Below are 25,027 nucleotides of genomic sequence, written 5' to 3'. Positions count from 1 at the left end.
TTGCACGGATAGGGGAGGCTATCGGTTCAAGCCGGTCGTGGATCACACACGCTGGCCGACGCTGTCGAAAACCCGACAGTCGAAGAAGTCCTCTCCCTCGGACAGCAGATAGGCCTGCGCCTCACCCACGTGGAAGTACATCCCGTGCAGCTCCAGCGTGCCCTCGGCGAGCCGGCGGGCCACCGATTCGTGGGCCCTCAGGTGCTCCAGCTGCTGCACCACGTTGGTCAGGCAGAGCTGTTCCACGGCGTCCGCCGGGAGCCGCCCGGAGATCCGGGCCCAGGCATGGTGCCGGCTGCCCATCCGCTTCAGGCTGGGCAGGCCGTGCCGCAGCCAGCGCGTCAGGGGGGTCACCGGCGCTTCCGGGTGGGAGTTCAGCAGGGCCTGCATGGCCCCGCAGCCCGAGTGCCCGCACACCGTGATGCTGGCGACCTTGAGCACGTCCACGGCGTACTCGATGGCCGCGGCGACCGAGTCGTCGGTGGCCTCGGCCCCGGGCAGCGGGACCAGGTTGCCCACGTTGCGGACGGTGAAGAGGTCGCCCGGACCGCTCGCCGTGATCATGCTGGTGACCAGGCGGGAGTCCGCGCAGGTCAGGAAGAGCTGCGAGGGCCGCTGCCCCTCGCGGGCCAGCCGGGCCAGCTCGTCCCGGACGTGCGGGGCCGTGTCCCGCTGGAAGGCGCTGATCCCGTTGGCCAGTTGGCCGGCTCCGCGCCGTCGGGGCGCCGTTTCGGCGGCCGGGGCTCCGGACGCGCTGGGGATCGTACGCGTGACCGTGCCGCCGGGGCCTGCCGGGACGGCGGGGGCGTGTGCCGCGCGGTGGTCGCAGTGGTTCTGCCAGGGCGTCCAGGGCCGGCAGCAGTGGTGCGCCCCGCGCCCCGAGTCCGTCCGGTGGTGGCCGCCGCCCGCACCGGACGTGGAGCCGGTCCGGCCGTGCGCGGCGGGGGAGGGGCCGGGGCCGGGGACCGGGCCGGAGATCCGGTCCGGGGCCGTGCCGGGGTCCCCTGCGGTGCGCGCGTGCGCACCCGCGCCGGAGCCCGCGTCCGTGGTCGTGCCCCGGCCCCCGTCAGCCTCTGCTCCCGTACCCGCGTCCGCGCTGGTGCCCGCGAGGGCTCGCCCGCCGCGGCCGGTGAGCTCCAGCGAACCGCCGTGCGCCAGGTGCGAGTTCTGCCAGTCGTGCAGGGTCTCGTAGGCGGCGTGGTCCATGAACGAGCCGTCCAGCTCGACCACCACGTGCCCGCCGTGCGGGACCTGGCTCAGCACCCGGCTCAGCCGGGGGACGGCCAGGAAGGTCAACTGGCCGCGGGCGCAGACCTGGTGCGCACCGTCCAGCTCGGTCAGCGTGATCCGGGTCCGGGCCAGCCGGCGCAGGGCCAGGGCCACGGCGACCGCGATCCCGACGGCCACGCCCTCCAGCACTCCGCCCAGTACCACGGCGACGATGGTCGTCGCGTAGACCAGCACCTCCCCGTGCCGGGTGACGGTGCGCAGGTGCGTGATGCTGACCATCTGCACGCCGACGGCCATCACCAGGGCGGCCAGCGCGGCGAGCGGGATGAGGTCGAGGACGGGCACGAGCAGCCCGGCCGCGAGCACCACCCACAGCCCGTGGAACATGGCTGATTTTCGGCTGACGGCACCCGACTTCACATTGGCCACGCTGCGCACGGCCACACCCGTGATGGGCAGTCCGCCCAGCATCCCGGAGACGATGTTCGCCGCGCCCTGGCCGCGGAGTTCGCGGTCGAGGTCGGCGCGGGGCGGGCGGTTGTCCGTGCCGCGCTCGGCGGCGATCAGCTTGTCGGTGGCGACCGAGGACAGCAGGGACTCCACGCTGCCGACCAGCGTGATGGTCAGGACGGCGGCGATCAGGCCGAGCACCGGCCCCTCGGGCAGCTCGGGCAGTGCGTGGCTGCGCCAGGACGGCAGGTCCACCCGGGGGAGGGTGAGCCCGGCCAGCGCCGCGAAGGCGGTGGCGGTGGCGACGGCCGCGAGCGCGGCGGGCACCTTGCGCAGGGCGCGGCCCGCCCGCCCGGGCAGCCTGCCCCAGCCCAGCAGGACGCACAGCGTCAGCGCGCTCACCGCGAGCGCCGCCGGATGGGGGTCGGCCAACTGGGCGGGCAGCCCGAGGACGTTGGCCACGGCGGAGCTCTGCGGACTGCCGCCGAGCACGATGTGCAACTGGGCCAGGGCGATGGTCACGCCGATGCCGGCGAGCATCCCGTGCACGATCGCGGGGCTCACCATGAGCGCCGACCGGGCGGTCCGCAGGAGCGCCAGCCCGAGCTGGCAGACACCGGCGAGCACGGTGATGGCGCAGGTGGTGCGCCAGCCGTAGCGCTGGATCAACTCGGCGGTCACCACGGTGAGTCCGGCGGCCGGACCGCTCACCTGGAGGGGGGCTCCGCCGAGCCGGCCGGCCACGATCCCGCCCACGGCCGCGGCCACCAGCCCCGCCTGGAGCGGGGCTCCGGTGGCGAGCGCGATGCCGAGGGAGAGCGGCAGGGCGATCAGGAAGACGGCGGCGGACGCGGACAGGTCCGCGGGGAGGTCCTTGAGCGGACTTCGCTTCTGCGGGCCGGCCGGGGCCGGGGACGAGGCTGGGGACGAGGCTGGGGACGAGGCTGGGGTCGGTTCCGGGGTGGCGGCTGGGGTGGTGGCTGTCATGGGTTCCCGTCTCCTCTGAGGAGGGATGAAGCGGCGGGAGTCTCAACACTCGGTAAATGAATGGTAATGGAGAGTAAAGAGCTGTGGTGGGTAATGCGAGCAAATGGCCTAGGAATTAGCACTCAAGGGTGAATAAGTATTTTGTCTGGCTTGTCACACCTTCCTAAAACAGGACCGCATGGGACGTTGCGTCGCGAAAGGTCCCGCGATGGAACTGCGAGGGAGAGGTGTGCGGATGATCGCCGCCACGAAGAAGATCGCCGGCGGCCTGGTCGCCACGGCCCTGGTCCTGTGCGCCGCCGGGTGCAGCGGTTCCGGGCCGGCCAAACCCGGAGCGCCCGGCGGGGAGAGCGCCAGGAAGGGCCCCGCCGCCCCGGACGCTCCCGGCAGCCTCAACCGCCTGATCGGCGACGGCTCGACGGCCTACACCGGCTCGCAGCCGAACGTGCAGGTGCCGAAGAAGCTGAAACCGGGTGAGAAGCCCCCGCAGTTCGTGGTGTTCTCGTGGGACGGCGCGGGCGAGGACAGCCAGAAGCTCTTCTCGCACTTCCGCGAGGTGGGCAAGCAGTACAACGCCCGGATGACGTACTTCCTCAGCGGGGTGTACCTGCTGCCGGAGGAGAAGCGTTCCCTCTACACCGCGCCGCAGCACTCCCCGGGCCTGTCCGACATCGGCTTCGGCGACCTCCAGGGCATCAAGGACACCGCCACCCAGGTCCGCGCAGCCTGGCTGGAGGGCAACGAGATCGGCACCCACTTCAACGGCCACTTCTGCGGCCCCGACGGCGGCGTCGGCACCTGGTCGGTGGCGGAGTGGAAGAGCGAGATCAACCAGGCCAAGTCGTTCGTCAAGAACTGGAAGACGAACGCGGGCCTGAAGAACATGGCCCCGCTCCCCTTCGACTACGACAAGGAGCTGATCGGGGCCCGCACCCCCTGCCTGGAAGGCCAGAAGAACTTCATGCTGGCGGCCAAGGACATGGGGTTCCGCTACGACTCCAGCGGCATCAGCAAGCAGATCTGGCCCAAGAAGACGGACGGGCTCTGGGACCTGCCGCTCCAGCTGGTGCCCATGCCCGGGCGCGCCTTCGACACGCTGAGCATGGACTACAACTACATGGTCAACCAGTCCGGTACGACCACGCAGGGCGACCCCGCGCAGCACCACTACTGGGGCGACCAGATGCGCGACGGCCTGCGGCAGGCCTTCGACCGGGCCTACCAGGGCAACCGGGCACCGCTGATCATCGGCAACCACTTCGAGTCGTGGAACGGCGGCACCTACATGCGGGCCGTCGAGGAGTCCATCAAGGACATGTGCACCAAGCCGGAGGTGCGGTGCGTGCCCTTCCGCGAGCTGGCCGACTGGCTCGACGCACAGAACCCGAAGACGCTGGAGTGGATGCGCACCCTCGACGTCGGCGAGGCGCCGAAGGAGGGCTGGACGAAGTTCCTCACCGCGGGGCCGCCGGCGCCTCCGGCCGCCCCGCCGGGTACGGACAAGGTCAAGCCGGCTGAGGAGCGGGCAGCGGAGCAGGGCGAGGGCTGACCAGGGCCTCGTGGAGGACGAAGGCGGGGTCGACCTGTTCCGCCAGGTCGACCCCGGTCTTGGCGTTCCCCCAGCTCTCGGCGTTGCGCAGGTGGAAGTGCACCATCTGCTCGGTGTACCTGTTCCAGTCGCGGTGCGCGTAGGAGTCCTCCGCCGCGTCCTGGAGCGCCTGGAGTGCGAGCCGGTTGCTGGCTTCCAGCAGTTCGAACGCGGCCGGACGCCCCCGCTCCATCGCGCGGACCCAGTCGGAGTGCCCGAAGGTGACGAGCAGGTCCTCGCCCACCTCGTCCTGGAGGAACTCGATGTCCTCCGGTCCCTGCACCTTGTTCCCGACCACCTTGAGCACCACCCCGAAGTCCCGGGCGTACTCCTTGTACTGGCGGTAGACCGAGACGCCCTTGCGGGTCGGCTCGGCGACGAGGAAGGTCACGTCGAAGCGGGTGAACATGCCGGACGCGAAGGAGTCGGACCCGGCCGTCATGTCGACGACCACGTACTCGTCCGGGCCGTCGACCAGGTGGTTGAGGCAGAGCTCGACCGCGCCGACCTTCGAGTGGTAGCAGGCCACGCCCAGGTCGGACTCGGTGAAGGGGCCCGTCGCCATCAGCCGTACGGAGTCCCCGTCGTCGAGCGGCAGCGTGCGTGCGCAGGCCTTGTAGACCGGGTTGTCCTCGGTGATGCGCAGCAGGCGCGAACCGGCGCCGGGCGGCGTGGTCTTGATCATGCTGTCCGCCGAGGAGATGCGCGGGTTGGAGCCGCGCAGGTACTCCTTGATCAGGGGGAGGTGCGCGCCCAGGGCGGGCAGCGCGGCGGCCTCTTCGTCGGTGAGCCCGAGGGCGGCCCCGAGGTGCTGGTTGATGTCGGCGTCCACCGCGACGACGGGTGCTTCATTGGCTGCGAGGTGGCGGATGAAGAGGGAGGACAGCGTCGTCTTGCCGCTGCCGCCCTTTCCCACGAAAGCGATCTTCATGTTCACCAAGCGTAGTGGCTCGATAGCGCGGTGTGGTCGAGGTGAGTGAAGAAGACCACTCCAAGGAGGGGTCGGTGCTACGGGCGCGCAGTGCGTAGGCTCCCTACTTATGAGTAGCGCTTCTGACCCGCTGGCGGCCCTCGGATCCCTGCCGGGAGTCGCGGAGTCCGTGGATTCCGTACGCAAGGCCGTGGACCGTGTCTACGGGCACCGGGTGATGCGCCGGCGCAGCGGCGAGATCACCTCGGAGGCCGCCCTGCGCGGCGCCCGGGGCAGCGCGGCGCTGTCCGGTGCCGACTGGGCGCTGGAGGAGGTGCGCAGGCGGACCGACTTCGGCGCGGAGGACGAGGCGCGCACGGTGGGCGCCGCGCTGCGGCTGACGGCGGAGGCCGGGCAGCTGCTGAGCATCTGGCGCCAGTCGCCGATGCGGGTGCTGGCGCGCCTGCACCTGGTGGCGTGCGGGGCGGCGGCCCCGGCGGCCGAGGGGACCGCCGACGTGGTCGGCCGGCCGCGGCTGGCGGGCGAACCGGTGGACGAGCCCCTGGTGGACCTGCCGCTCCCGGACGCCGAGGAGGTCGCTGGGCGGCTGGACGGGCTGTCCCGGCTGGTCATCGCGGGCGGGTCGGCTCCGGCGCTGGTGACGGCCGCGGTGGTGCACGGGGAGCTGCTGGCCCTGCGGCCCTTCGCCTCGTACAACGGGCTGGTGGCGCGGACGGCCGAGCGGATCGTGCTGATCAACAGCGGGCTGGACCCGAAGGCGATCTGCCCGGCCGAGGTCGGCCACGCGGAGCAGGGGGCGGAGGCCTACCTGAAGGCCTTCGAGGGGTACGTCTCCGGGACCGCGGAGGGGATGGCGGAGTGGATCGGGCACTGCGGCCGCTCGATCGAGCTCGGTGTCCGTGAGTCGACCGCGGTCTGCGAGGCGCTCCAGCGCGGCGCGGCCTGAGGCCGTTCCGGCCGGACGTGCGGGCCCGTTCGGGCGCGCTGTTCCGGCCGGGGCGCTGTTCCGGTAGGACGCGCTGTTCCGGCCGGGCACAGGGTTGCGGCGACACCGTCTTGCTCTGGTGTCGCCGCTGGCATTCACGCCCAGTTACCAAGCGTCCTCGATGGTTGCCCATCAGGCCGGGAACTTTGCCCGTGGCCTGGTGCGGCTGGCCCGTAATCGACGGGTCGACGTCGCGTGGGTGCTCGGCGTTCCTGCTTCGGTCCGTGGGCCTTACTGCGTTTTAAAGATGATCCTCTCGGATGTTCTTTGGTCTCGCGGGCCGTGACTCCTTTGTACTCCGCTTCGGTGCCGAGCGAAACCCCTGGCCGGATTCCTTTACTTTCCGGGGCGACCCGGGGCGAACCGGACAGCCTGTATCGCCCCAGGTCGGAGGGGCGTCAGGCCGAGGCGGCGGAGATCCCCGCACGCCGGCGGCTCGCGTACCAGACGAGGCCGGCGGTGGCGGCCGCCGCGCCTACGGCCGCCGCCGCGACGAGGGCGGGCCGCGCCGGCATCGACAGCCCGGGCAGGCGCTGCTTCAGCCGCACCGGGCGGTTGAACACCAGGACCGGCCACTCCCGCGCGACGGCCTCGCGCCGCAGCGCGCGGTCGGGGTTGACGGCGTGCGGGTGCCCGACGGCCTCCAGCATCGGCACGTCGGTGATCGAGTCGCTGTACGCGTAGCACCGCGCGAGGTCGTACCCCTCGGACTCGGCGAGCTCGCGGACGGCCTCCGCCTTCGTGGGGCCGTAGGCGTAGTACTCGATCTCTCCGGTGAAGCAGCCGTCTTCGCCGACCACCATGCGGGTGGCGACGATCCGGTCCGCGCCGAGCATCTCGCCGATCGGCTCGACGACTTCGGCGCCGGAGCTGGAGACGATCACCACGTCACGGCCGGCCGTGTGGTGGGCCTCGATGAGCGACGCGGCCTCGTCGTAGATGATCGGGTCGATGAGGTCGTGCAGGGCTTCGGCGACGATCTCCCGGACCTGCTGGACGTTCCACCCCTTGCAGAGGGCGGACAGGTACTCCCGCATCCGCTCCATCTGGTCGTGGTCGGCGCCGCCGGCCAGGAAGATGAACTGGGTGTAGGCGGTCCGCAGCACGGCGCGACGGTTGATCAGGCCGCCCCGGTAGAAGGACTTGCTGAACGTCAGAGCGCTCGACTTCGCAATGACCGTCTTGTCCAGGTCGAAGAAGGCGGCGGTCCGAGGCAACGAGTGCGGCAAGGGCTGATTTTCCACGACCCGAGCATATGCGCCCACCATTCGGCGTAAGGTGTGGCGCGTGGGTTTGCCTGAGAAGGCTCTCGGGTACACCATGGAAGTCACGGATCGTTCGCGACCGTGCTAACCCGGTCTGGCTCCTCCCCCCCCGAGTCGGACCGTGGGGACGACCCCCGCTCTCCCCCCCGGCGGGGGTCGTCGCATGTCCGGACGCGGTTTGCGTCCGCTTGACCCGGTCCGCGGCGACCATCATCTCGGCCCTCCTTCATCGATGGGCCCGTCTGGCACAGGCCCGCACCCCTCCAGACTCGTGACGCTCCGTAGTGGTTCCGCAGCGCTGTGGAACTCACCTGATGGTGTGGCGAAGTTATTCACAGGCGCCTTGTTGTCCACAGTTTTCGAGCAAGATCCACTTCTTTTTCCGGATCCCTCCACCGTGATTCCAGCCGCGAAGTCCGCGGCTCGTGGATTTGCAGTGAGAAGGGGGCGGAGATCGTGGCTGGATCGAAGTCGTGTGAAGCGCAGGCACCCGTGGTGGCAGGCGGGGGAGGGAGCCGCGGCCGAGCCGAGGGCATCGCGCCCGGCGGCGGACGGCCGCTGATCATCACCGAGGACCCGCTGCTCCTCGACGACCTGCTGCGCCTGTGCGCCGCCGCGGGCGCCGAGCCGCACGTGCACCACGCGGTGCCGGAGCGGAGCCCGGACGGGGCGGGGGCCACGGGGTGGGAATCCGCGCCCCTGGTGCTGGTCGGGGACGACGCCGCCCGCAGGGTGCGCGGGGCGCCGCGCCGGGACGGGGTGCTCCTCGTCGGCCGGGACCTCGACGACCCCTCCGTGTGGCAGCGGGCGGTGGAGATCGGCGCCCAGGAGGTCCTGCGCCTGCCCGACGCCGAGAGCCTGCTCGTCGACCGCATCGCCGATGTGGCGGAAGGCGCGGGCAGGCCCGCGCTGGCCGTCGGCGTGATCGGCGGCAGCGGCGGGGCCGGGGCCTCCACCCTCGCCTGCGCGCTCGCCCTCAGGGCGGCCAAGGGCGGCGAGCGCACCATCCTCATCGACGCCGACCCGCTCGGCGGGGGCATGGACGTACTGCTCGGCGGTGAGAGCGCCGAGGGGCTGCGGTGGCCCGACTTCGCCGCCTCGCGCGGCCGCGTCGGAGCCGGGGCGCTGGAGGAATCCCTGCCCGAGCTGCACGCGCTGCGGGTGCTGAGCTGGGACCGCGGGGAGCGGGTGGTCGTACCGCCCGCCGCGATGCGGTCGGTCGTGGCCGCCGCCCGCAGGCGGGGTGGGGTCGTGGTGGTCGACCTGCCCCGCCGGGTGGACGAGGCCGTCGCGGAGGTGCTGGCCCAGCTGGACCTCGTGCTGCTGGTGGTGCCGGGCGAGCTGCGGTCGGTGGCCGCGGCGGGGCGGGTCGCCGCCGGGGTGCGCATGGCGGCCCGCGACGTCCGCGTCGTCGTGCGGGGCCGCTGCCCCGAGGGGCTCGACGCCGAAGCCGTGGCGGGGCTGCTGGGGGCTCCGCTCGCCGGGGAGGTGCCGGTCGAGGTGGGGCTTCCGGGGAGGGTCGCCGAGGGGGAACCGCCGGGTGCGCGGGGCACGCTGGCCCGCTTCTGCGACGGCTTCTGGCGGCGGGCGCTCGGCTCCGCCCAGGGGGTTCCGGCATGAGCACCGTGCTGCTGGACGCGGTGCGCCAGCACCTGGCCGAGAGCGGGGCCGAGCCCACGCCTGCCCGGGTCGCGGCGGCCCTGCGGGCCCAGGGGCGGCTCCTCGGGGACGCCGAAGTGCTGGGCGTGGCCGCCGAGTTGCGGTCCGAGCTGGTGGGCGCGGGGCCGCTGGAGCCGCTCCTCGCCGACCCCGCCGTCACCGACGTGCTGGTGGCCGCCCCGGACCGGGTGTGGGTGGACCGGGGCGGCGGGCTGGAGCTGACCCCGGTGGCCTTCGCCGACGCCGAGGCCGTGCGCAGGCTGGCCCAGCGGCTGGCCGCCGTCGCGGGGAGGCGCCTGGACGACGCCCGGCCCTGGGTCGACGCCAGGCTGCCCGACGGCACCCGGCTGCACGCCGTGCTGCCTCCCGTGGCCGTCGGATCGGCGTGCCTGTCGCTGCGCGTGGTGCGGCCCAAGGCGTTCACGCTGGACGAGCTGGTCGCCGCCGGGACACTGCCGCCGGGCGGACAGCGGCTGCTGCGGGCGATGGTCGAGGCCCGGCTGTCCTTCCTCGTCTCCGGCGGGACCGGGACGGGCAAGACCACCCTGCTCAGCGCCCTGCTGGGACTGGTCGGGCCGGGCGAGCGGATCGTGCTCGCCGAGGACTCCGCCGAGCTGCGCCCCGACCACCCCCACGTGGTGAGGCTGGAGACCCGGCCCGCGAACCAGGAGGGAGCCGGGCTGGTCACCCTCGCCGACCTGGTCCGCCAGGCCCTGCGGATGCGGCCCGACCGGCTGGTGGTCGGTGAGGTCCGGGGCGCGGAGGTGGCCGACCTGCTCGCCGCCCTGAACACCGGGCACGAAGGGGGCTGCGGCACGGTGCACGCCAATGCCGCGGGGCACGTGCCCGCCCGGCTGGAGGCCCTCGGGACGGCCGCCGGGCTCGACCGGGCCGCCCTGCACAGCCAGTTGGCGGCCGCGCTGACCCTGGTGGTCCACCTGGTCCGGGACCGGTCCGGGAGGCGGCGGGTGGCCGAGGTGCACGTGCTGGAGCGGGACCCGGCCGGGCTGGTGGTGACCGTGCCCGCACTGCGCTGGGGGCCGCGCGGCTTCGTCCGCGAGGCCGGCTGGACGCGGCTCGCCCCGCTGCTGGGGGGTGCGCGGTGAACGCCGGGGCCCTCGGGTCGGTGCCGGTGTTCGCCGGGGTGCTCTGCGCCGGAGCGGCGGCCTGGGGGCTGGCCGGGGGTGAGCGGCGGCCCCGGCGGGCCCGGCTGGTCCTGGCCGGGGGCGGGCCGCTGGTTCCGGGCGGGCCGGAGCCCGGGCAGCGGCTGGCGGCCGCGCTGCGGGTACGGGCCGCGCGGTGGCGGGAGTGGGCCGGTCTGGCGGCCGGGCTGCTGGTCGCCGCGGCGGGCGGGTCGGTGATCCCGCTGCTGCTCGGCGCGGCCTCGGTGCCGCTGCTGCGGCGCTGGCTGCGGGCCCGGGAGCGGGAGCGGGCACGCGCCGCCCGCGCGGCGGGAGTCGTGGAGCTGTGCGGGGCCGTCGTGGGGGAGCTGCGGGCCGGCGCCCAGCCGGGCGGGGCGCTGACTGTGGCGATACGGCGTACGGCGGCCGGTCCCGGCGGTCCGGGGGCGGCGGAGGCGGGGGTACTGGCCGCCGCCGCGTTCGGCGGGGACGTGGCCGGGGCCCTGCACCAGGCGGCACGGGAGCCCGGTGCGCGGGGACTGGCCGGGATGGCCGCCTGCTGGCGGGTCTCGGTGGACGGGGGCGCGGGCCTCGCGGCCGGACTCGACCGGCTGGAGGGGGCCTTGCGGGCCGAGCGGGACCGGGAGGAGTCCCTGCGGGCCCAGCTCGCGGGGGCCAGGTCCACGACGGTGGTGCTCGCGCTGCTGCCGCTGGTGGGCCTGCTGATGGGCACCGCGCTGGGCGCGGATCCCCTGCGGGTGCTGCTGCACTCCCCGGTCGGGTGGGGCTGCCTGCTGGCCGGCGGGCTGCTGGAGGCGCTGGGGCTGCTGTGGTGCCGGCGGATCGTGCGGACGGGGGAGCGGTGATGGACGGCTGCGCGGTCCACAGGCTGGGGACGGCGTTGTGCGCGGCGGCGCTGGTGTGGTGGCCGGCCTCGGTGGTGGTGGCGCGGCTGGGGCGGCGGGCGGTCCGGCGCAGGACCGCGGTGCTCTTCCGGGCCGGGCCGGTGCGGCGGGGCCCGCGGTGGGGGCCGGGGATCCGGGCCGCGGGGCTGTCCTGGGCGGGTCCGGCCGGGGCGCTGCTGGCGGGCTGGGTGCTGGTCGGCGGGGTGGCGGGGCTCCTCGTCGGGTGCGGGGCGGCGTTCGCGGTGCGGCGGCTGCTCGTGCGGGCCCGGCCGTCCGGCGGGCCGGACGTGCGGGAGGCGGAGGCGCAGCTGCCGTTCGCGGCGGACCTGCTGGCGGCCTGTCTCGCCGCGGGGGCGGGGCCGGTGGAGGCGGCCGAGGTGGTCGGGGAGTCGCTCGGCGGCCCGGTGGGCGAGCGGCTGGCGCTCGCGGGTGCGGAGCTGCGCCTGGGCGGCGAACCGGGGGCGGCGTGGGGGAGGTTGGCGGAGATACCCGGGGCGCGGGGGCTGGCGGAGTGCCTGGAGCGCGCCGCGCGGACCGGGGCGCCGGCCGCGGAGCCGGTCTCCCGCCTGGCGGCGGCCCTGAGGGAGGACCGCTCCCGGCGGGCGGGCGCCCGGGCGCAGCGGGCGGCGGTGCTCGTCACCGCGCCGGTCGGGCTGTGCTTCCTCCCCGCGTTCCTCGCGGTCGGCGTGGCGCCGGTGGTGATCGGAATGGCCTCGGGACTGCTGTCGCGGCGGTGAAGCGAACCGCCTCGGGCGTCGGAAATCAAAAACTGAAATCAGATCAAGAACGTAATCCCACAGGAGGTTGTCATGAGGATCATCCGGAATCGGTTGCGGGCGGTGCTGAAGGGGCATGGGGGTGATGCGGGAATGTCGACTTCGGAATACGCCATGGGCACGATCGCGGCGTGTGCGTTCGCGGCGGTCCTGTACAAGGTGGTGACGAGCGACGTGGTGTCGGCGGCACTCCAGTCGACCATCGGGAAGGCGCTCGATGCGCCCTTCTGAGCGAAAGCGGCCGGGAATCGGGGACCGCGGATATGTGACGGCCGAGGCCGCCGTGGTCATTCCGGCCCTGGTGCTGTTCGCGGCGCTGCTGGTGTGGGCGCTGATGGCGGCGGCAGCGCAGATCCGGTGTGTGGACGCCGCCCGGGCGGGTGCCCGGGTGGCGGCCCGGTCCGAGCCGGTGGCGGCGGCTGTGGCGGCGGCCCGGGAGGCCGCTCCGGCGGGGGCCGAGGTGGAGGTGGAGCGGTCCGGTGACCTGTGGCGGGTCCGGGTGGCCGCTCCGGCGCCGGGGCCGGGCGGGCTGCCGGTACGGCTCGGGGCGCGTGCGGTGGCCCTGGCGGAGGACAGCGTGGGGCCGCCGCCATGAGCCGGGGCCGGTACCGGGAGTGGCCCGCCGGGCGGGACCGGGGGGTCGCGACGGTGTGGGCCACCGTGGTGGCGGCGGTGCTGGTGGCCGTGTTCGGGGGTGTGCTGCTGCTCGGGCAGGCGGTGGTGGCCCGCCACCGGGCCGGCGCCGCGGCCGATCTGGCGGCCCTGGCCGCGGCCGCGAGCTGGGCGCACGGCCCCGAGCGGGCCTGTGCGGCGGCCCGGCGGGTGGCCGGGGCCCAGGGGGCGGCGGTGGCCGCCTGCGAGGTCGGCGGTGAGGTCGCCGAGGTCCGGGCCGGCGTCCGCGCCGGACCCTTCACCCCCGAGGCCGCGGCCCGGGCGGGCCCGCCCACGGCCACCGTTCCCGCGCCTGCCACCGCGGGGCCCGCCGCCGCGGGGCTCGCCGGGGCGGCCGGGGAGCCGGGCGGGTCGGGGTGGGCGGTGGTCAGGGGGCCGTGGAGAGGAGGCGGGTGAGGAGGCGTACGGCGCCGCGCTTGTGGAGGGGGTCGTTGCCGTTGCCGCATTTGGGGGACTGGATGCAGGAGGGGCAGCCCGCCTCGCACTCGCAGGCGGCAATGGCGTCCCGGGTGGCGGTCAGCCAGGCCCTGGCCGTCCGGAAGCCCCGCTCGGCGAAGCCGGCGCCGCCCGGGTGGCCGTCGTACACGAAGACCGTGGGCAGCAGGGTGTCCGGATGCAGCGGGACGGAGACCCCGCCGATGTCCCAGCGGTCGCAGGTGGCGAACAGCGGGAGCAGGCCGATGGAGGCGTGCTCGGCGGCGTGCAGGGCGCCGCCGAGGATCTCCGGGCCGATCCGGGCCTCGTCCAGCTGGTCCTCGGTCACCGTCCACCACACGGCCCGGGTGCGCAGCGTCCGCGGCGGCAGGTCGAGCTTGGCCTCGCCGAGCACCTCGCCGGTGACCAGCTTGCGGCGCAGGTAGGAGACGACCTGGTTGGTGACCTCGACGGAGCCGAAGCAGAGCCGGGCCGCGCCCCAGGGGATCTCGGTCTCGGTCTCCAGGACGGAGATGGAGGTGGTGTCGCGCGCGGTGGTCGAGAAGGGCGGGTTCGCCTCCTCGACCAGGGCGGCGGAGTCCTCCAGGTCCAGGTGTTTCACCAGGTAGGTGCGGCCCTGGTGGAGGTGGACGGCGCCGTCGTGGACGGCGGTGTGCGAGGCGGACTCGTCGACGGTGCCCAGCAGCCGGCCGGTGGAGGCCTCCACGATCTGCACCGGGCGGCCCCCGCCGCCGCGGATGTCGGTCAGGTCCGAGGCCCGCTCCCGGCGGGTCCAGTGCCAGGCCGTGGCCCGGCGCCGCAGCAGCTTCGCCGCCTCCAGCTGGGGCATGAGGCCGCGCGCGGCGGGCCCGAAGAGGTCGAGGTCGGCCTCGGTCAGGGGCAGCTCGGCGGCGGCCGCGCACAGGTGCGGGGCCAGGACGTACGGGTTGTCGGGGTCCAGCACGGTGGCTTCCACCGGTTGCCGGAACAGGGCCTCGGGGTGGTGGACCAGGTAGGTGTCCAGCGGGTCGTCCCGGGCGACCAGTACGGCCAGGGCGCCCTGTCCCGAGCGTCCGGCGCGCCCGGCCTGCTGCCACAGCGAGGCCCGGGTGCCCGGGTAGCCGGTGATCAGCACGGCGTCCAGGCCGGACACGTCGACGCCCAGCTCCAGGGCGGTGGTCGCGGCCAGTCCCAGCAGTTCCCCGGAGTGCAGGGCCCGCTCCAGGGCCCGGCGCTCCTCGGGCAGGTAGCCGCCGCGGTAGGCCGCGACCCGCCCGGGCAGGGACCGGTCCACCGCCGCGAGCCGCTCCTGGGCGATCACCGAGATCAGCTCGGCTCCGCGCCGGGAGCGGACGAAGGCCACGGTCCGCACGCCCTGGACGACCAGGTCGGTCAGCAGGTCGGCGGTCTCGGCGGTCGCGGTCCGGCGCACCGGAGCGCCCTTCTCGCCCCTGAGCTCGGTCAGCGGCGGCTCCCACAGGGCGAAGACGACCTCGCCGCGCGGGGAGGCGTCGTCGGTGATCTCTGTGACCGGCACGCCGGTCAGCCGGGACGCGGCGGCCGCGGGGTCGCTGGCGGTGGCGGAGGCCAGCAGGAAGACCGGTTCGGAGCCGTAGCGGGCGCACAGCCGGCGCAGCCGCCGCAGGACCTGGGCGACGTGGGAGCCGAACACCCCGCGGTAGGTGTGGCACTCGTCGATGACGACGTAGCGCAGGGCCTTCAGGAAGGAGGACCAGCGGGGGTGGGAGGGCAGGATCCCCCGGTGCAGCATGTCGGGGTTGGTCAGCACGTAGTTGGCGTACTGGCGGACCCATTCGCGTTCCTCGACGGGGGTGTCCCCGTCGTACACGGCCGGGCGCACGGCGTTCCCCAGGGGCGCGGCCAGCTCCCGGACGGCCCGGCGCTGGTCGGCGGCCAGAGCCTTGGTCGGAGCCAGGTAGAGGGCGGTCGCACCCCGCCCGTTCGGTGCCTCGGCGCCGTCCGCGAGGGCGGACAGCACGGGGACCAGGTAGGCCAGGGACTTCCCGGAGGCGGTGCCGGTGGCGACGACCACGGACGCGCCGTCCAGGGCGTGCTCGGCGGCCGCGGCCTGGTGTTCCCACGGATGGTCGATCCCCGCGTCGCGGATCGCGGCTACGACATCCGTTCGGATGCGATGGGGCCAGACCGCATGACGGCCCTCCCGAGGGGGCAAGTGCTCCGTATGGGTGATGCGCGCAGCCCGGGAAGGCCCCCGTGACAGGCGGTCCAGGACCGTGCCGGGAGCGGGTCGTGGATCGGCGGGTGCCGTGGGCGGACCGGGGCGGTGAGTGTTGGCCATTGGAACCGAGTGTGTCACTGGCGTGCGGGACAATGGTCCCAAGGCGTCGTGCGCGCCTGCCGGTAAGTGATTGAATGCCATCGCGGCAGCCGATCCCCTCCCCTACCTTCGGGTGGGGAGGCCCCTGGGGGGCGCCGCTCGATAGCAAGGTGCTGGAGGATCCGTGGACCTGTCCCTGTCGACTCGCACTGTCGGCGACCGCACGGTCGTAGAGGTCGGTGGCGAGATTGATGTGTATACCGCGCCCAAGCTGCGCGAGCAGTTGGTGGAGTTGGTGAACGACGGCAGCTACCACCTGGTCGTCGACATGGAGCGAGTGGACTTCCTCGACTCCACCGGCCTCGGTGTGCTCGTGGGAGGCCTCAAGCGCGTCCGCGCGCACGAGGGCTCGCTGCGTCTGGTCTGCAACCAGGAGCGCATCCTGAAGATCTTCCGGATCACCGGTCTGACCAAGGTGTTCCCGATCCACACCTCGGTGGAGGACGCCGTCCAGGCCACCGACTGACGTACGGCTCCCGTCAGCGAGGAGCCGCCGAGGAGCGGGGGTACCGGGCCATGGTTGGTCCGGGCCCCTGTGAAGGCACGCCCGTAGTCCGAGGGGGACGCACATGGCCACCGTTGAACTGCGCTTCAGCGCCCAGCCCGAACACGTCAGGACGGCCCGCCTCGTCGCGGCCGCCGTGGCGCGCCGGGCGGGAGTGGAGGAGGCCGTCCTCGACGAGGTCCGCCTCGCCGTGGGCGAGGCCTGTTCGCGTGCCGTCGGACTGCACCGCAGCAACGGCCTGACCGCGCCCGTGCGCGTCGTGCTGACCGAGGAGGAGAAGTCGTTCTCCATCGAGGTCGGCGACGAGGTGCCCGGGCCGGCCGGCGGTTCCGCGGAGTCGGTGCCGGGCATCGCCGCCGTCCTCGACCCGGACGCGGACGAGGAGGACGAGATGGGGCTCGCGGTGATCAGCGGGCTGGTCGACGACGTCTCGGTGACCAGTGGTGAATCGGGCGGAACGATCCGCATGAGCTGGCCCGTCGCAGCCGCTCCCGATCTTCCGTAGCGCCCTCCCGGCCCGATTTTCCGATCTTCGTCAATTCCTCGGATCTTTACCAAGGCCCTGCTGAGCAGGGCCTTTTTCGTTTTCCCGGGAAATCTTCTAGATCGCTGATCAACCGTCAATGCCTTTGCCCCATTACTTCTTTCGGGGGTAATGGAGTGACGTGATCTATTGCTGAGGAGCAAGAGCGCGCCAATTCCGTTTCACGCGCACTGTTTTGATCAGGTCGCGCTCCCTACAATCCGTCCACATCTTGAGCTCATCACGTCAAGGAGGACGAATGGCGGGGCTCTTCACCCCTATCGCTCCGGATCACGCCCATGATCTGGCAGCCGCAGTACTCACCGATGACAACAGGGTCATCGTGTTCGTCATCGCGGGCGTCGCGCTGGCCGCGCTCGTCGTCGCGCAGATCCTGGTCCGCCAGGTCCTCGCCGCCGACGAGGGCACCGACAGCATGAAGAGGATCGCGGCGGCCGTGCAGGAGGGCGCCAACGCCTATCTCGGCCGCCAGTTGCGCACCCTCGGCATCTTCGCCGTGGTGGTCTTCTTCCTGCTCTTCCTGCTCCCCGCCGACGACTGGACGCAGCGGGCGGGACGTTCCGCCTTCTTCCTCGTCGGCGCCATCTTCTCGGCCATCACCGGCTACATCGGCATGCGCCTCGCGGTCCGCGCCAACGTCCGCGTCGCCGCGGCCGCCCGCGAGGCCACCCCCGCCGAGGGCGAACCCGCCAAGGACCTGACCGACGTGGCCCACAAGGCCATGAAGATCGCCTTCCGCACCGGTGGCGTGGTCGGCATGTTCACGGTCGGCCTGGGCCTGCTCGGCGCGTCCTGCGTCGTCCTGGTCTACGCCGCCGACGCCCCCAAGGTCCTGGAGGGCTTCGGCCTGGGCGCCGCCCTGATCGCGATGTTCATGCGCGTGGGCGGCGGCATCTTCACCAAGGCCGCCGACGTCGGCGCCGACCTGGTCGGCAAGGTCGAGCAGGGCATTCCGGAGGACGATCCGCGCAATGCCGCGACCATCGCCGACAATGTGGGCGACAACGTCGGCGACTGCGCGGGGATGGCGGCCGACCTCTTCGAGTCCTACGCCGTCACCCTCGTGGCAGCGCTCATCCTCGGCAAGGCCGCCTTCGGCGACCTGGGCCTCGCCTTCCCGCTGATCGTGCCCGCGATCGGCGTGATCACCGCGATGATCGGCATCTTCGCGGTCGCCCCGCGCCGCTCCGACCGCAGCGGGATGACCGCGATCAACCGCGGCTTCTTCATCTCCGCCGTGATCTCCCTCGCGCTCGTCGCCATCGCCGTCTACAGCTACCTGCCGGCCACCTACAAGGAGCTCGTCGGAGTCGAGGACGCCGCCATCTCCAACCACACCGGGGACCCGCGCATCCTGGCCGTCGTCGCCGTCGCCATCGGCATCGTGCTCGCGGCCCTGATCCAGCAGCTGACCGGCTACTTCACCGAGACCAACCGCCGTCCCGTCCGGGACATCGGCAAGTCCTCGCTGACCGGCCCCGCCACCGTGGTCCTCGCCGGCATCTCCGTCGGCCTGGAGTCCGCCGTCTACACGGCGCTCCTCATCGGCCTCGGCGTCTACGGGGCCTTCCTGCTCGGCGGCACGTCGATCATGCTGGCGCTCTTCGCCGTGGCCCTGGCCGGCACCGGACTGCTGACCACCGTCGGCGTCATCGTCGCGATGGACACCTTCGGTCCCGTCTCCGACAACGCCCAGGGCATCGCCGAGATGTCCGGCGACGTCGAGGGCGCCGGTGCCCAGGTCCTCACCGACCTGGACGCGGTCGGCAACACCACCAAGGCCATCACCAAGGGCATCGCCATCGCCACCGCCGTCCTGGCCGCGGCCGCGCTCTTCGGCTCGTACAACGACGCCATCACCGGCGCGGTGAAGGAGGTCGGAGCCAAGGCCGGGGAGATGAACCTCAGCCTGGACATCGCCCAGCCCAACAACCTGGTCGGCCTGATCCTCGGCGCGGCCGTGGTGTTCCTCTTCTCGGGCCTGGCCATCAACGCCGTCTCCCGCTCCGCGGGCGCCGTCGTCTACGAGGTGCGCCGCCAGTTCCGCGAGCACCCCGGGATCATGGACTACTCGGAGAAGCCCGAGTACGGCCGCGTCGTCGACATCTGCACCAAGGACGCGCTCCGCGAACTCGCCACGCCCGGTCTGCTCGCCGTGCTCACCCCGATCGCGGTCGGCTTCACCCTGGGCGTCGGCGCGCTCGGCTCCTTCCTCGCCGGCGCCATCGGCACCGGCACGCTGATGGCGGTCTTCCTCGCCAACTCCGGCGGCGCCTGGGACAACGCGAAGAAGCTCGTCGAGGACGGCCACCACGGCGGCAAGGGCAGCGAGGCCCACGCCGCGGTCGTCATCGGCGACACCGTCGGCGACCCGTTCAAGGACACCGCGGGCCCGGCCATCAACCCGCTGCTGAAGGTCATGAACCTGGTGGCCCTGCTGATCGCCCCCGCGGTCGTGCAGTTCAGCTACGGCCCGGACACCAGCGCGGCCGTGCGGGCCGTCGTCGCGGTGGTCGCGCTCACGGTGATCGTCGGCGCGGTGTACGTCTCCAAGCGCCGCGGCATCGCCGTCGGCGAGGACGGCGGCAGCGCGGGCGCCGAGCGGGTGGCCCAGCCGGCCGATCCGGCGGTGGTCTCCTGACGCTCCAGGGCCCCTGAGCCCGGCTCCTGCGGCCCCCGCGGGCCGACCGGCTCGAAGATGCGCCCGAACGGCGGACGGGCGGCGCGGACTGACGCGCCGTCTGTCCGCCTTTGTGCGTGCCCTGATGGCGGGCGTGTATCTTCCGGCCGAGAGCCTTCGAAGGGACCAATCCGGTGAACAAGAAGCTTGCGGCCGCGGTGTCCGGCGGTGCGGTACTGATGCTCGTCCTGTCCGGCTGCGGCGGCGGGGACGACGGCGACAAGAAGGCCGACGCCTGGGCCAAGAAGGTCTGCGACAAGTGGGAGCCCGAGCTCACCAAGATCAAGACGACCAACGACGAGCTGAAGCGGGTCGCGTCGACGAGCAGCAAGCCCGAGGAGGTCCAGAAGACCGACTCGGCCGCCTTCCAGACCCTCTCCGACGCCTACAAGTCCATGGGCGGAGCCCTGACGTCGGCCGGTGAACCGCCCGTCAAGGACGGCAAGACCGCGGCGGATTCCGTGGTCAAGAGCTACGGCGAGATCTCCAAGAGCTACACCGATCTCAAGACGAAGATCGACGGGCTCGACCCGAAGGACCAGAGCAAGTTCGCGGAGGGCCTCCAGGGCGTCGCGGGCGGGCTCACCGAGGTCGCGGCCAACGAGACGGCCGCCAAGGAGAAGCTCAACTCGACCGGCCTCAAGGTGATCTACAGCCAGAAGGGCTGTCAGGTCGCGACGCCCGAGAAGAGCTGACCCCGCGCTCCGCGCCCCACGCGCCGCGCACCCCAGCGCGGCACGGGCACCGCACGACGGGCGGCCGGATCCCCATCGGACCCGGCCGCCCGCGGCGCGCCGGGGCTCGTACGGAATGCAGGACCCAGCGGCCACAATGGTCGGGTGAGTACCACCAGCCTTCCCCAGCCCGACCACGCCGCCCAGCTCCGCGAAGCCTTCCTCGCCGCGGGGTTCACCGCCGACGGACTGCTCGACCTGCTCGGCGCCCCCGCCTACGCGGCACTGGCCCGCAGCGAGACGGTCCCCGCCCTGCGCGCCACCCGCGGAGCGAGCGACGGCGGGCTCGCGAGCCTGATCCGGCTGTTCCTGCTCCAGCAGCCGGAGCCGTACGTGCACGCCGCCGCCGTGATGCCCGTCGAGGGCGCCATCGCCGACGGCTGGCTGCGCCGGGAGGGCGACGAGGTGCACGCGACCGTCGACGTGCGCCCGTACGGCGGCCCCGACGGCGAGGACTGGTTCATCGTCTCCGACCTCGGCTGCGCCGTCGGCGGCGCCGGGGGGATCGGCAGCCGTGAGGAGGGCGTCGTGCTCGGCGTCGGCGGCGCCTCCACCACCCTGGCCGGAATCACCGTGCCCGTCGCCGTCGGCTCGGCCCTCGACCTCGGCACCGGCTCCGGCATCCAGGCGCTGCACGCCGCCCAGCACGCCACCCGGGTCACGGCCACCGACGTCAACCCGCGCGCCCTGGAATTCACCCGTCTGACGCTGGCCCTCTCCGGGGCGCCGGAGGCCGAACTGCTCGCCGGCTCGCTGTTCGAGCCCGTCGGCGACGCCGCGTACGACCTGATCGTGTCGAACCCGCCCTTCGTGATCTCGCCCGGAGCGCGGCTCACCTACCGGGACGGCGGCATGGGCGGTGACGACCTGTGCCGGACCCTGGTCCAGCAGGCGGGGGACCACCTCAACCCGGGCGGGTACGCACAGTTCCTCGGCAACTGGCAGCACGTGGAGGGGGAGGACTGGCGCGACCGGGTCCGCTCCTGGGTGCCGCGCGGCTGCGACGCCTGGATCGTGCAGCGTGACGTGCAGGACGTGACGCAGTACGCGGAGCTGTGGCTGCGCGACGCGGGCGACCACCGCACGGATCCGGCCGAGTACGCGGCCAGGTACGAGGACTGGCTCGACGAGTTCGAGTCCCGCAAGACCAAGGCGGTCGGCTTCGGCTGGATCACCCTGCGCCGTACGGACGCGGCCGAGCCCTCGATCGTGGTCGAGGAGTGGCCGCACTCGGTGGAGCAGCCGCTCGGCGAGACGGTCCTCGCGCACTTCGCCCGCCAGGACTACCTGCGCGACCACGACGACGCGGCCCTGCTGGCGGGGTACTTCCAGCTGACCGCGGAGGTCGTGCAGGAGCAGGTCGGCGCGCCGGGCGCCGAGGACCCCGAGCACGTGGTGCTCCGGCAGAACCGGGGGATGCGCCGCGCGACCAAGGTGGACACGGTCGGCGCCGGCTTCGCGGGCGTGTGCGACGGCTCACTCAGCGCGGGCCGGATCCTGGACGCGATCGCGCAGCTGGTGGAGGAGGACCCGGTGGTCCTGCGGGACCGGACCCCGGAGGCGATCCGGATGCTGGTGGAGCAGGGGTTCCTGGAGCCCGTGCAGGGCCCCGCCCGGTAGCCGGCGGCGGTCGGCGCCGTGATGTAACCCGGGGTTCGCCTGCCGTACCCCCTCGGGTGGCAGGCTCCCGTGCAGCGGGCGGTCCGGGGGGACGCCCGAGCGGCCCGGGGGAAAAGGGGAACGGCATGGAACGCGGTCCGGCGATCTTCGCGGCAGCCGTGTTCCTGCTGTTCGGGACCGCTCTGCTGGTCTGGACGGGGGCGCGCGCCTGGCACCGCGCGCCGGTGGCTGAAGGCGTGCGCCCCGTCGTGGCCGTACCGCTGGCCGTACTGGCCGGTGCGGGCTCGCTGGCCCTCGGCGTCTGGTGCCTCCAGCACATCTGAAACGGCCCCGGAGGCGGTCCGCCCCGGTGTGTGAAACCCGACGTCGCGACCGGTGCGGGTGCGGGGCCAGACGGCCCCCGGGCCACCCTGGCCGGTGACCGCGAAGGTCCCGGCGCGGCATCCGGGCGGCAGAAATGGCACTTGTCGGGTTACCGTTCGAGTGGCCGTTGCGGGCTTGTGCCGTTTGACACGGGGGCGGGTTGTACCGTCACACTCCGCAGCGTCGCCGTACCGCGACCGAGTGCCGACCGTGCCGACCGGAGAGAAGAGCCAAGTTGTCCCCGACTAGCGAGACCGCAAAGGGCGGCCGCCGACTCGTCATCGTCGAGTCCCCTGCCAAGGCGAAGACGATCAAGGGCTACCTCGGCCCGGGATACGTCGTCGAGGCGAGCGTCGGGCACATCCGCGACCTCCCGAACGGGGCCGCCGAGGTCCCCGACAAGTACACCGGCGAGGTCCGCCGCCTCGGCGTGGACGTCGAGCACGACTTCGCGCCGATCTACGTGGTCAACGCGGACAAGAAGGCGCAGGTCAGGAAGCTCAAGGACCTGCTCGCCGAGTCCGACGAACTCTTCCTCGCCACCGATGAGGACCGCGAGGGCGAAGCCATCGCGTGGCACCTCCAGGAAGTCCTCAAGCCCAAGGTCCCCGTCCACCGGATGGTCTTCCACGAGATCACCAAGGACGCGATCCGCGACGCCGTCGCCAACCCGCGCGAGCTGAACCAGCGCATGGTCGACGCCCAGGAGACCCGCCGCATCCTCGACCGCCTCTACGGTTACGAGGTCTCGCCGGTCCTGTGGAAGAAGGTCATGCCGCGGCTGTCGGCCGGCCGCGTCCAGTCCGTCGCCACCCGTCTCGTCGTCGAGCGCGAGCGCGAGCGCATCGCCTTCCGCTCCGCCGAGTACTGGGACCTGACCGGCACCTTCGGCACCGGCCGCGCCGGTGACGCCTCCGACCCGTCGACCCTGGTCGCCCGCCTGAACACGGTGGACGGCAAGCGTGTCGCACAGGGCCGCGACTTCGGCGCGAACGGGCAGCTCAAGAGCGAGGTGCTGCACCTCGACGAGGCGAACGCCCGGGCGCTGGCCGCCGCGCTCGCCGAGACCTCGTTCGCCGTCCGCTCGGTCGAGTCCAAGCCGTACCGCCGCTCCCCGTACGCCCCCTTCCGCACGACGACGCTCCAGCAGGAGGCCTCGCGCAAGCTGGGCTTCGGCGCGAAGGCGACGATGCAGGTGGCGCAGAAGCTGTACGAGAACGGCTTCATCACCTACATGCGTACGGACTCCACCACGCTCTCCGACACCGCGGTGGCGGCGGCGCGGGCGCAGGTCACACAGCTCTACGGGGCCGACTACCTGCCGGAGAAGCCGCGCGTCTACGCGGGCAAGGTCAAGAACGCGCAGGAGGCGCACGAGGCGATCCGGCCTTCGGGTGATCGTTTCCGCACCCCCGCCGAGACGGGCCTGACCGGCGACCAGTTCCGCCTGTACGAGCTCATCTGGAAGCGGACCGTCGCCTCCCAGATGAAGGACGCGACCGGCAACTCGGTGACCGTGAAGATCGGCGGCCGGGCGTCGGACGGGCGGGACGCCGAGTTCACCGCCTCCGGCAAGACCATCACCTTCCACGGCTTCATGAAGGCGTACGTCGAGGGCGCGGACGACCCGAACGCCGAGCTCGACGACCGCGAGCGGCGGCTGCCGCAGGTCGCGGAGGGCGACGCGCTGACGGCCGAGGAGATCACGGCCGACGGCCACTCCACCAAGCCGCCGGCCCGCTACACCGAGGCCTCGCTGGTCAAGGAGCTGGAGGAGCGGGAGATCGGCCGCCCGTCGACGTACGCGTCGATCATCGGCACCATCCTCGACCGCGGCTACGTCTTCAAGAAGGGCACGGCCCTCGTCCCGTCCTTCCTGTCGTTCGCCGTGGTGAACCTGCTGGAGACGCACTTCGGCCGGCTCGTCGACTACGACTTCACCGCCAAGATGGAGGACGACCTCGACCGCATCGCGCGGGGCGAGGCCCAGTCCGTGCCGTGGCTGAAGCGGTTCTACTTCGGCTCGGAGGACGCCTCCGAGGTCGTGCCGGCCGACGGCGACCACCTCGGCGGCCTGAAGGAGCTGGTCACGGACCTCGGCGCGATCGACGCCCGGGAGATCTCCTCCTTCCCGGTCGGCGACGGCATCGTGCTGCGCGTCGGCCGCTACGGCCCGTACGTGGAGCGGGGCGAGAAGGACGCGGAGGGCCACCAGCGGGCCGACGTGCCGGACGACCTGGCTCCGGACGAGCTGACGGTCGAGTACGCGCAGGAGCTGTTCGCGAAGCCGAGCGGCGAGTTCCAGCTGGGCGCCGACCCGGTCAGCGGCAACCAGATCGTCGCCAAGGACGGCCGCTACGGGCCGTACGTGACGGAGATCCTGCCCGAGGGCACGCCGAAGACCGGCAAGAACGCGGTCAAGCCGCGGACGGCCTCGCTCTTCAAGTCGATGTCCCTGGACACCGTCACCCTCGACGACGCCCTGAAGCTGATGTCGCTGCCGCGCGTGGTCGGTGCCGACGCGGAGGGCGTGGAGATCACCGCCCAGAACGGCCGCTACGGCCCGTACCTGAAGAAGGGCACGGACTCGCGCTCCCTGGAGACCGAGGACCAGCTGTTCTCGATCACCCTGGACGAGGCCCTGGCCATCTACGCGCAGCCGAAGCAGCGGGGCCGGGCCGCGGCCAAGCCGCCGCTGAAGGAGCTGGGCACGGACCCGGTGAGCGAGAAGCCGGTGGTGGTCAAGGACGGCCGCTTCGGCCCGTACGTGACGGACGGCGAGACGAACGCGACGCTGCGGCGGGACGACGACGTCGAGACGATCACGCCGGAGCGGGGCTACGAGCTGCTCGCGGAGAAGCGGGCCAAGGGGCCGGCTAAGAAGACCGCGAAGAAGGCGGCCGCGAAGAAGGCCCCCGCCAAGAAGGCGCCGGCGAAGAAGGCGGCTGCCACGAAGACGGCCGCGGCGAAGAAGACGACGACGAGCGCTGCCGCGAAGAAGACGGCCGCTGCGAAGAAGACGACGACGGCGGCTGCGGCGAAGAAGGCGGCCGCGGCGGCGCCGGCGGACGAGTAGCCGAAGCCTCTGGGGGCGGGGCCGGTACCGCTGCGCGGGCCACTCCCCGCCCCACCCTTCGCCCGTTCCCCGGGGGCTCCGCCCCCGGACCCCCTGGGGGCTCCGCCCCCGGACCCCCGCGCCTCAAACGCCGGCGGGGCTACAGATAGCCCCGCCGGCGTTT

The 25,027-nt window shown here is 73.0% G+C and carries 20 protein-coding genes; 16 read left to right on the top strand and 4 right to left on the bottom strand.

Features of this window, described 5'->3' with window-relative positions; all coding sequences use genetic code 11:
• Positions 1-42 precede the first annotated feature (42 nt).
• Positions 43-2,667: a SulP family inorganic anion transporter gene (locus tag AC07A6_RS34965; protein ID WP_478779788.1), complete on the bottom strand. Its 2,625-nt coding sequence runs from the start codon at positions 2,665-2,667 to the stop codon at positions 43-45.
• Between the two features lie 235 nt (positions 2,668-2,902).
• On the opposite strand from AC07A6_RS34965, the gene AC07A6_RS34960 reads away from it, so the two are divergent.
• A complete protein-coding gene (locus tag AC07A6_RS34960) occupies positions 2,903-4,216 on the top strand; it encodes a polysaccharide deacetylase family protein (RefSeq protein ID WP_478779787.1) in 1,314 nt (437 codons plus the stop codon).
• Here the strand turns inward: AC07A6_RS34960 and AC07A6_RS34955 are convergent.
• Positions 4,173-5,186: an ATP-binding protein gene (locus AC07A6_RS34955; RefSeq protein WP_386271414.1), complete on the bottom strand. Its 1,014-nt coding sequence runs from the start codon at positions 5,184-5,186 to the stop codon at positions 4,173-4,175. The two genes, AC07A6_RS34960 and AC07A6_RS34955, sit on opposite strands and share 44 nt — an antisense overlap.
• 109 nt (positions 5,187-5,295) lie before the next feature.
• Here AC07A6_RS34955 and AC07A6_RS34950 point away from each other — a divergent pair, with 109 nt between their 5' ends.
• Positions 5,296-6,132, top strand: coding sequence for a Fic family protein (locus tag AC07A6_RS34950; RefSeq protein ID WP_362468785.1), 837 nt, complete (start codon positions 5,296-5,298; stop codon positions 6,130-6,132).
• Between the two features lie 437 nt (positions 6,133-6,569).
• On the opposite strand, the gene AC07A6_RS34945 is transcribed toward AC07A6_RS34950, so the two are convergent.
• On the bottom strand, positions 6,570-7,439 hold the full coding sequence (locus tag AC07A6_RS34945; protein WP_385763580.1) for an HAD family hydrolase: 870 nt from the start codon (positions 7,437-7,439) through the stop codon (positions 6,570-6,572).
• A 489-nt stretch (positions 7,440-7,928) separates the two neighbouring features.
• Here AC07A6_RS34945 and ssd point away from each other — a divergent pair, with 489 nt between their 5' ends.
• The 7 genes from ssd to AC07A6_RS34910 all read left to right on the top strand — a co-directional run bounded on the left by ssd (position 7,929) and on the right by AC07A6_RS34910 (position 12,965).
• Positions 7,929-9,056: a septum site-determining protein Ssd gene (ssd, locus tag AC07A6_RS34940; protein ID WP_478779792.1), complete on the top strand. Its 1,128-nt coding sequence runs from the start codon at positions 7,929-7,931 to the stop codon at positions 9,054-9,056.
• The gene (locus AC07A6_RS34935) at positions 9,053-10,201 is read left to right on the top strand and encodes a TadA family conjugal transfer-associated ATPase (protein ID WP_362468789.1); all 1,149 of its coding nucleotides are present in this window, start codon (positions 9,053-9,055) and stop codon (positions 10,199-10,201) included. The genes ssd and AC07A6_RS34935 overlap by 4 nt, the downstream gene beginning before the upstream one ends.
• The gene (locus AC07A6_RS34930) at positions 10,198-11,082 is read left to right on the top strand and encodes a type II secretion system F family protein (protein WP_386271410.1); all 885 of its coding nucleotides are present in this window, start codon (positions 10,198-10,200) and stop codon (positions 11,080-11,082) included. The genes AC07A6_RS34935 and AC07A6_RS34930 overlap by 4 nt, the downstream gene beginning before the upstream one ends.
• The gene (locus AC07A6_RS34925) at positions 11,082-11,858 is read left to right on the top strand and encodes a type II secretion system F family protein (protein WP_478779786.1); all 777 of its coding nucleotides are present in this window, start codon (positions 11,082-11,084) and stop codon (positions 11,856-11,858) included. Before AC07A6_RS34930 ends, AC07A6_RS34925 begins: the two co-directional genes overlap by 1 nt.
• A 72-nt stretch (positions 11,859-11,930) precedes the next feature.
• The gene (locus tag AC07A6_RS34920; protein WP_478779785.1) at positions 11,931-12,128 is read left to right on the top strand and encodes a DUF4244 domain-containing protein; all 198 of its coding nucleotides are present in this window, start codon (positions 11,931-11,933) and stop codon (positions 12,126-12,128) included.
• Entirely contained in the window at positions 12,115-12,492 is a 378-nt protein-coding gene (locus AC07A6_RS34915; RefSeq protein WP_362468796.1) for a TadE family type IV pilus minor pilin, read from the top strand. The genes AC07A6_RS34920 and AC07A6_RS34915 overlap by 14 nt, the downstream gene beginning before the upstream one ends.
• Complete coding sequence (locus tag AC07A6_RS34910) at positions 12,489-12,965, top strand: Rv3654c family TadE-like protein (protein WP_478779784.1); 477 nt, start codon at positions 12,489-12,491, stop codon at positions 12,963-12,965. The genes AC07A6_RS34915 and AC07A6_RS34910 overlap by 4 nt, the downstream gene beginning before the upstream one ends.
• Here AC07A6_RS34910 and AC07A6_RS34905 read toward each other — a convergent pair.
• Complete coding sequence (locus AC07A6_RS34905) at positions 12,937-15,384, bottom strand: DEAD/DEAH box helicase (protein WP_478779783.1); 2,448 nt, start codon at positions 15,382-15,384, stop codon at positions 12,937-12,939. The two genes, AC07A6_RS34910 and AC07A6_RS34905, sit on opposite strands and share 29 nt — an antisense overlap.
• Positions 15,385-15,466: 82 nt before the next feature.
• Between AC07A6_RS34905 and bldG the strand changes: the two genes are divergently transcribed.
• The 7 genes from bldG to topA all read left to right on the top strand — a co-directional run bounded on the left by bldG (position 15,467) and on the right by topA (position 24,864).
• Positions 15,467-15,808: an anti-sigma factor antagonist BldG gene (gene bldG / locus AC07A6_RS34900; protein WP_007264942.1), complete on the top strand. Its 342-nt coding sequence runs from the start codon at positions 15,467-15,469 to the stop codon at positions 15,806-15,808.
• A gap of 103 nt (positions 15,809-15,911) precedes the next feature.
• Entirely contained in the window at positions 15,912-16,352 is a 441-nt protein-coding gene (locus tag AC07A6_RS34895) for an ATP-binding protein (protein WP_125818384.1), read from the top strand.
• A 277-nt stretch (positions 16,353-16,629) separates the two neighbouring features.
• On the top strand, positions 16,630-19,032 hold the full coding sequence (locus AC07A6_RS34890; RefSeq protein ID WP_478779782.1) for a sodium-translocating pyrophosphatase: 2,403 nt from the start codon (positions 16,630-16,632) through the stop codon (positions 19,030-19,032).
• A gap of 173 nt (positions 19,033-19,205) precedes the next feature.
• A complete protein-coding gene (locus AC07A6_RS34885; RefSeq protein WP_362468805.1) occupies positions 19,206-19,766 on the top strand; it encodes a small secreted protein in 561 nt (186 codons plus the stop codon).
• Between the two features lie 144 nt (positions 19,767-19,910).
• The gene (locus AC07A6_RS34880; protein ID WP_362468807.1) at positions 19,911-21,425 is read left to right on the top strand and encodes a DUF7059 domain-containing protein; all 1,515 of its coding nucleotides are present in this window, start codon (positions 19,911-19,913) and stop codon (positions 21,423-21,425) included.
• 125 nt (positions 21,426-21,550) lie between these two features.
• The gene (locus AC07A6_RS34875) at positions 21,551-21,748 is read left to right on the top strand and encodes a hypothetical protein (protein WP_007264937.1); all 198 of its coding nucleotides are present in this window, start codon (positions 21,551-21,553) and stop codon (positions 21,746-21,748) included.
• A 275-nt stretch (positions 21,749-22,023) separates the two neighbouring features.
• The gene (topA, locus tag AC07A6_RS34870; RefSeq protein WP_478779781.1) at positions 22,024-24,864 is read left to right on the top strand and encodes a type I DNA topoisomerase; all 2,841 of its coding nucleotides are present in this window, start codon (positions 22,024-22,026) and stop codon (positions 24,862-24,864) included.
• Positions 24,865-25,027: the final 163 nt, after the last annotated feature.

The organism is Streptomyces sp. NPDC044002 (genome assembly GCF_056434525.1).
The sequence above is the reverse complement of the archived record's forward strand: the minus strand, read 5'-3'. Positions and strand labels throughout refer to the sequence as shown.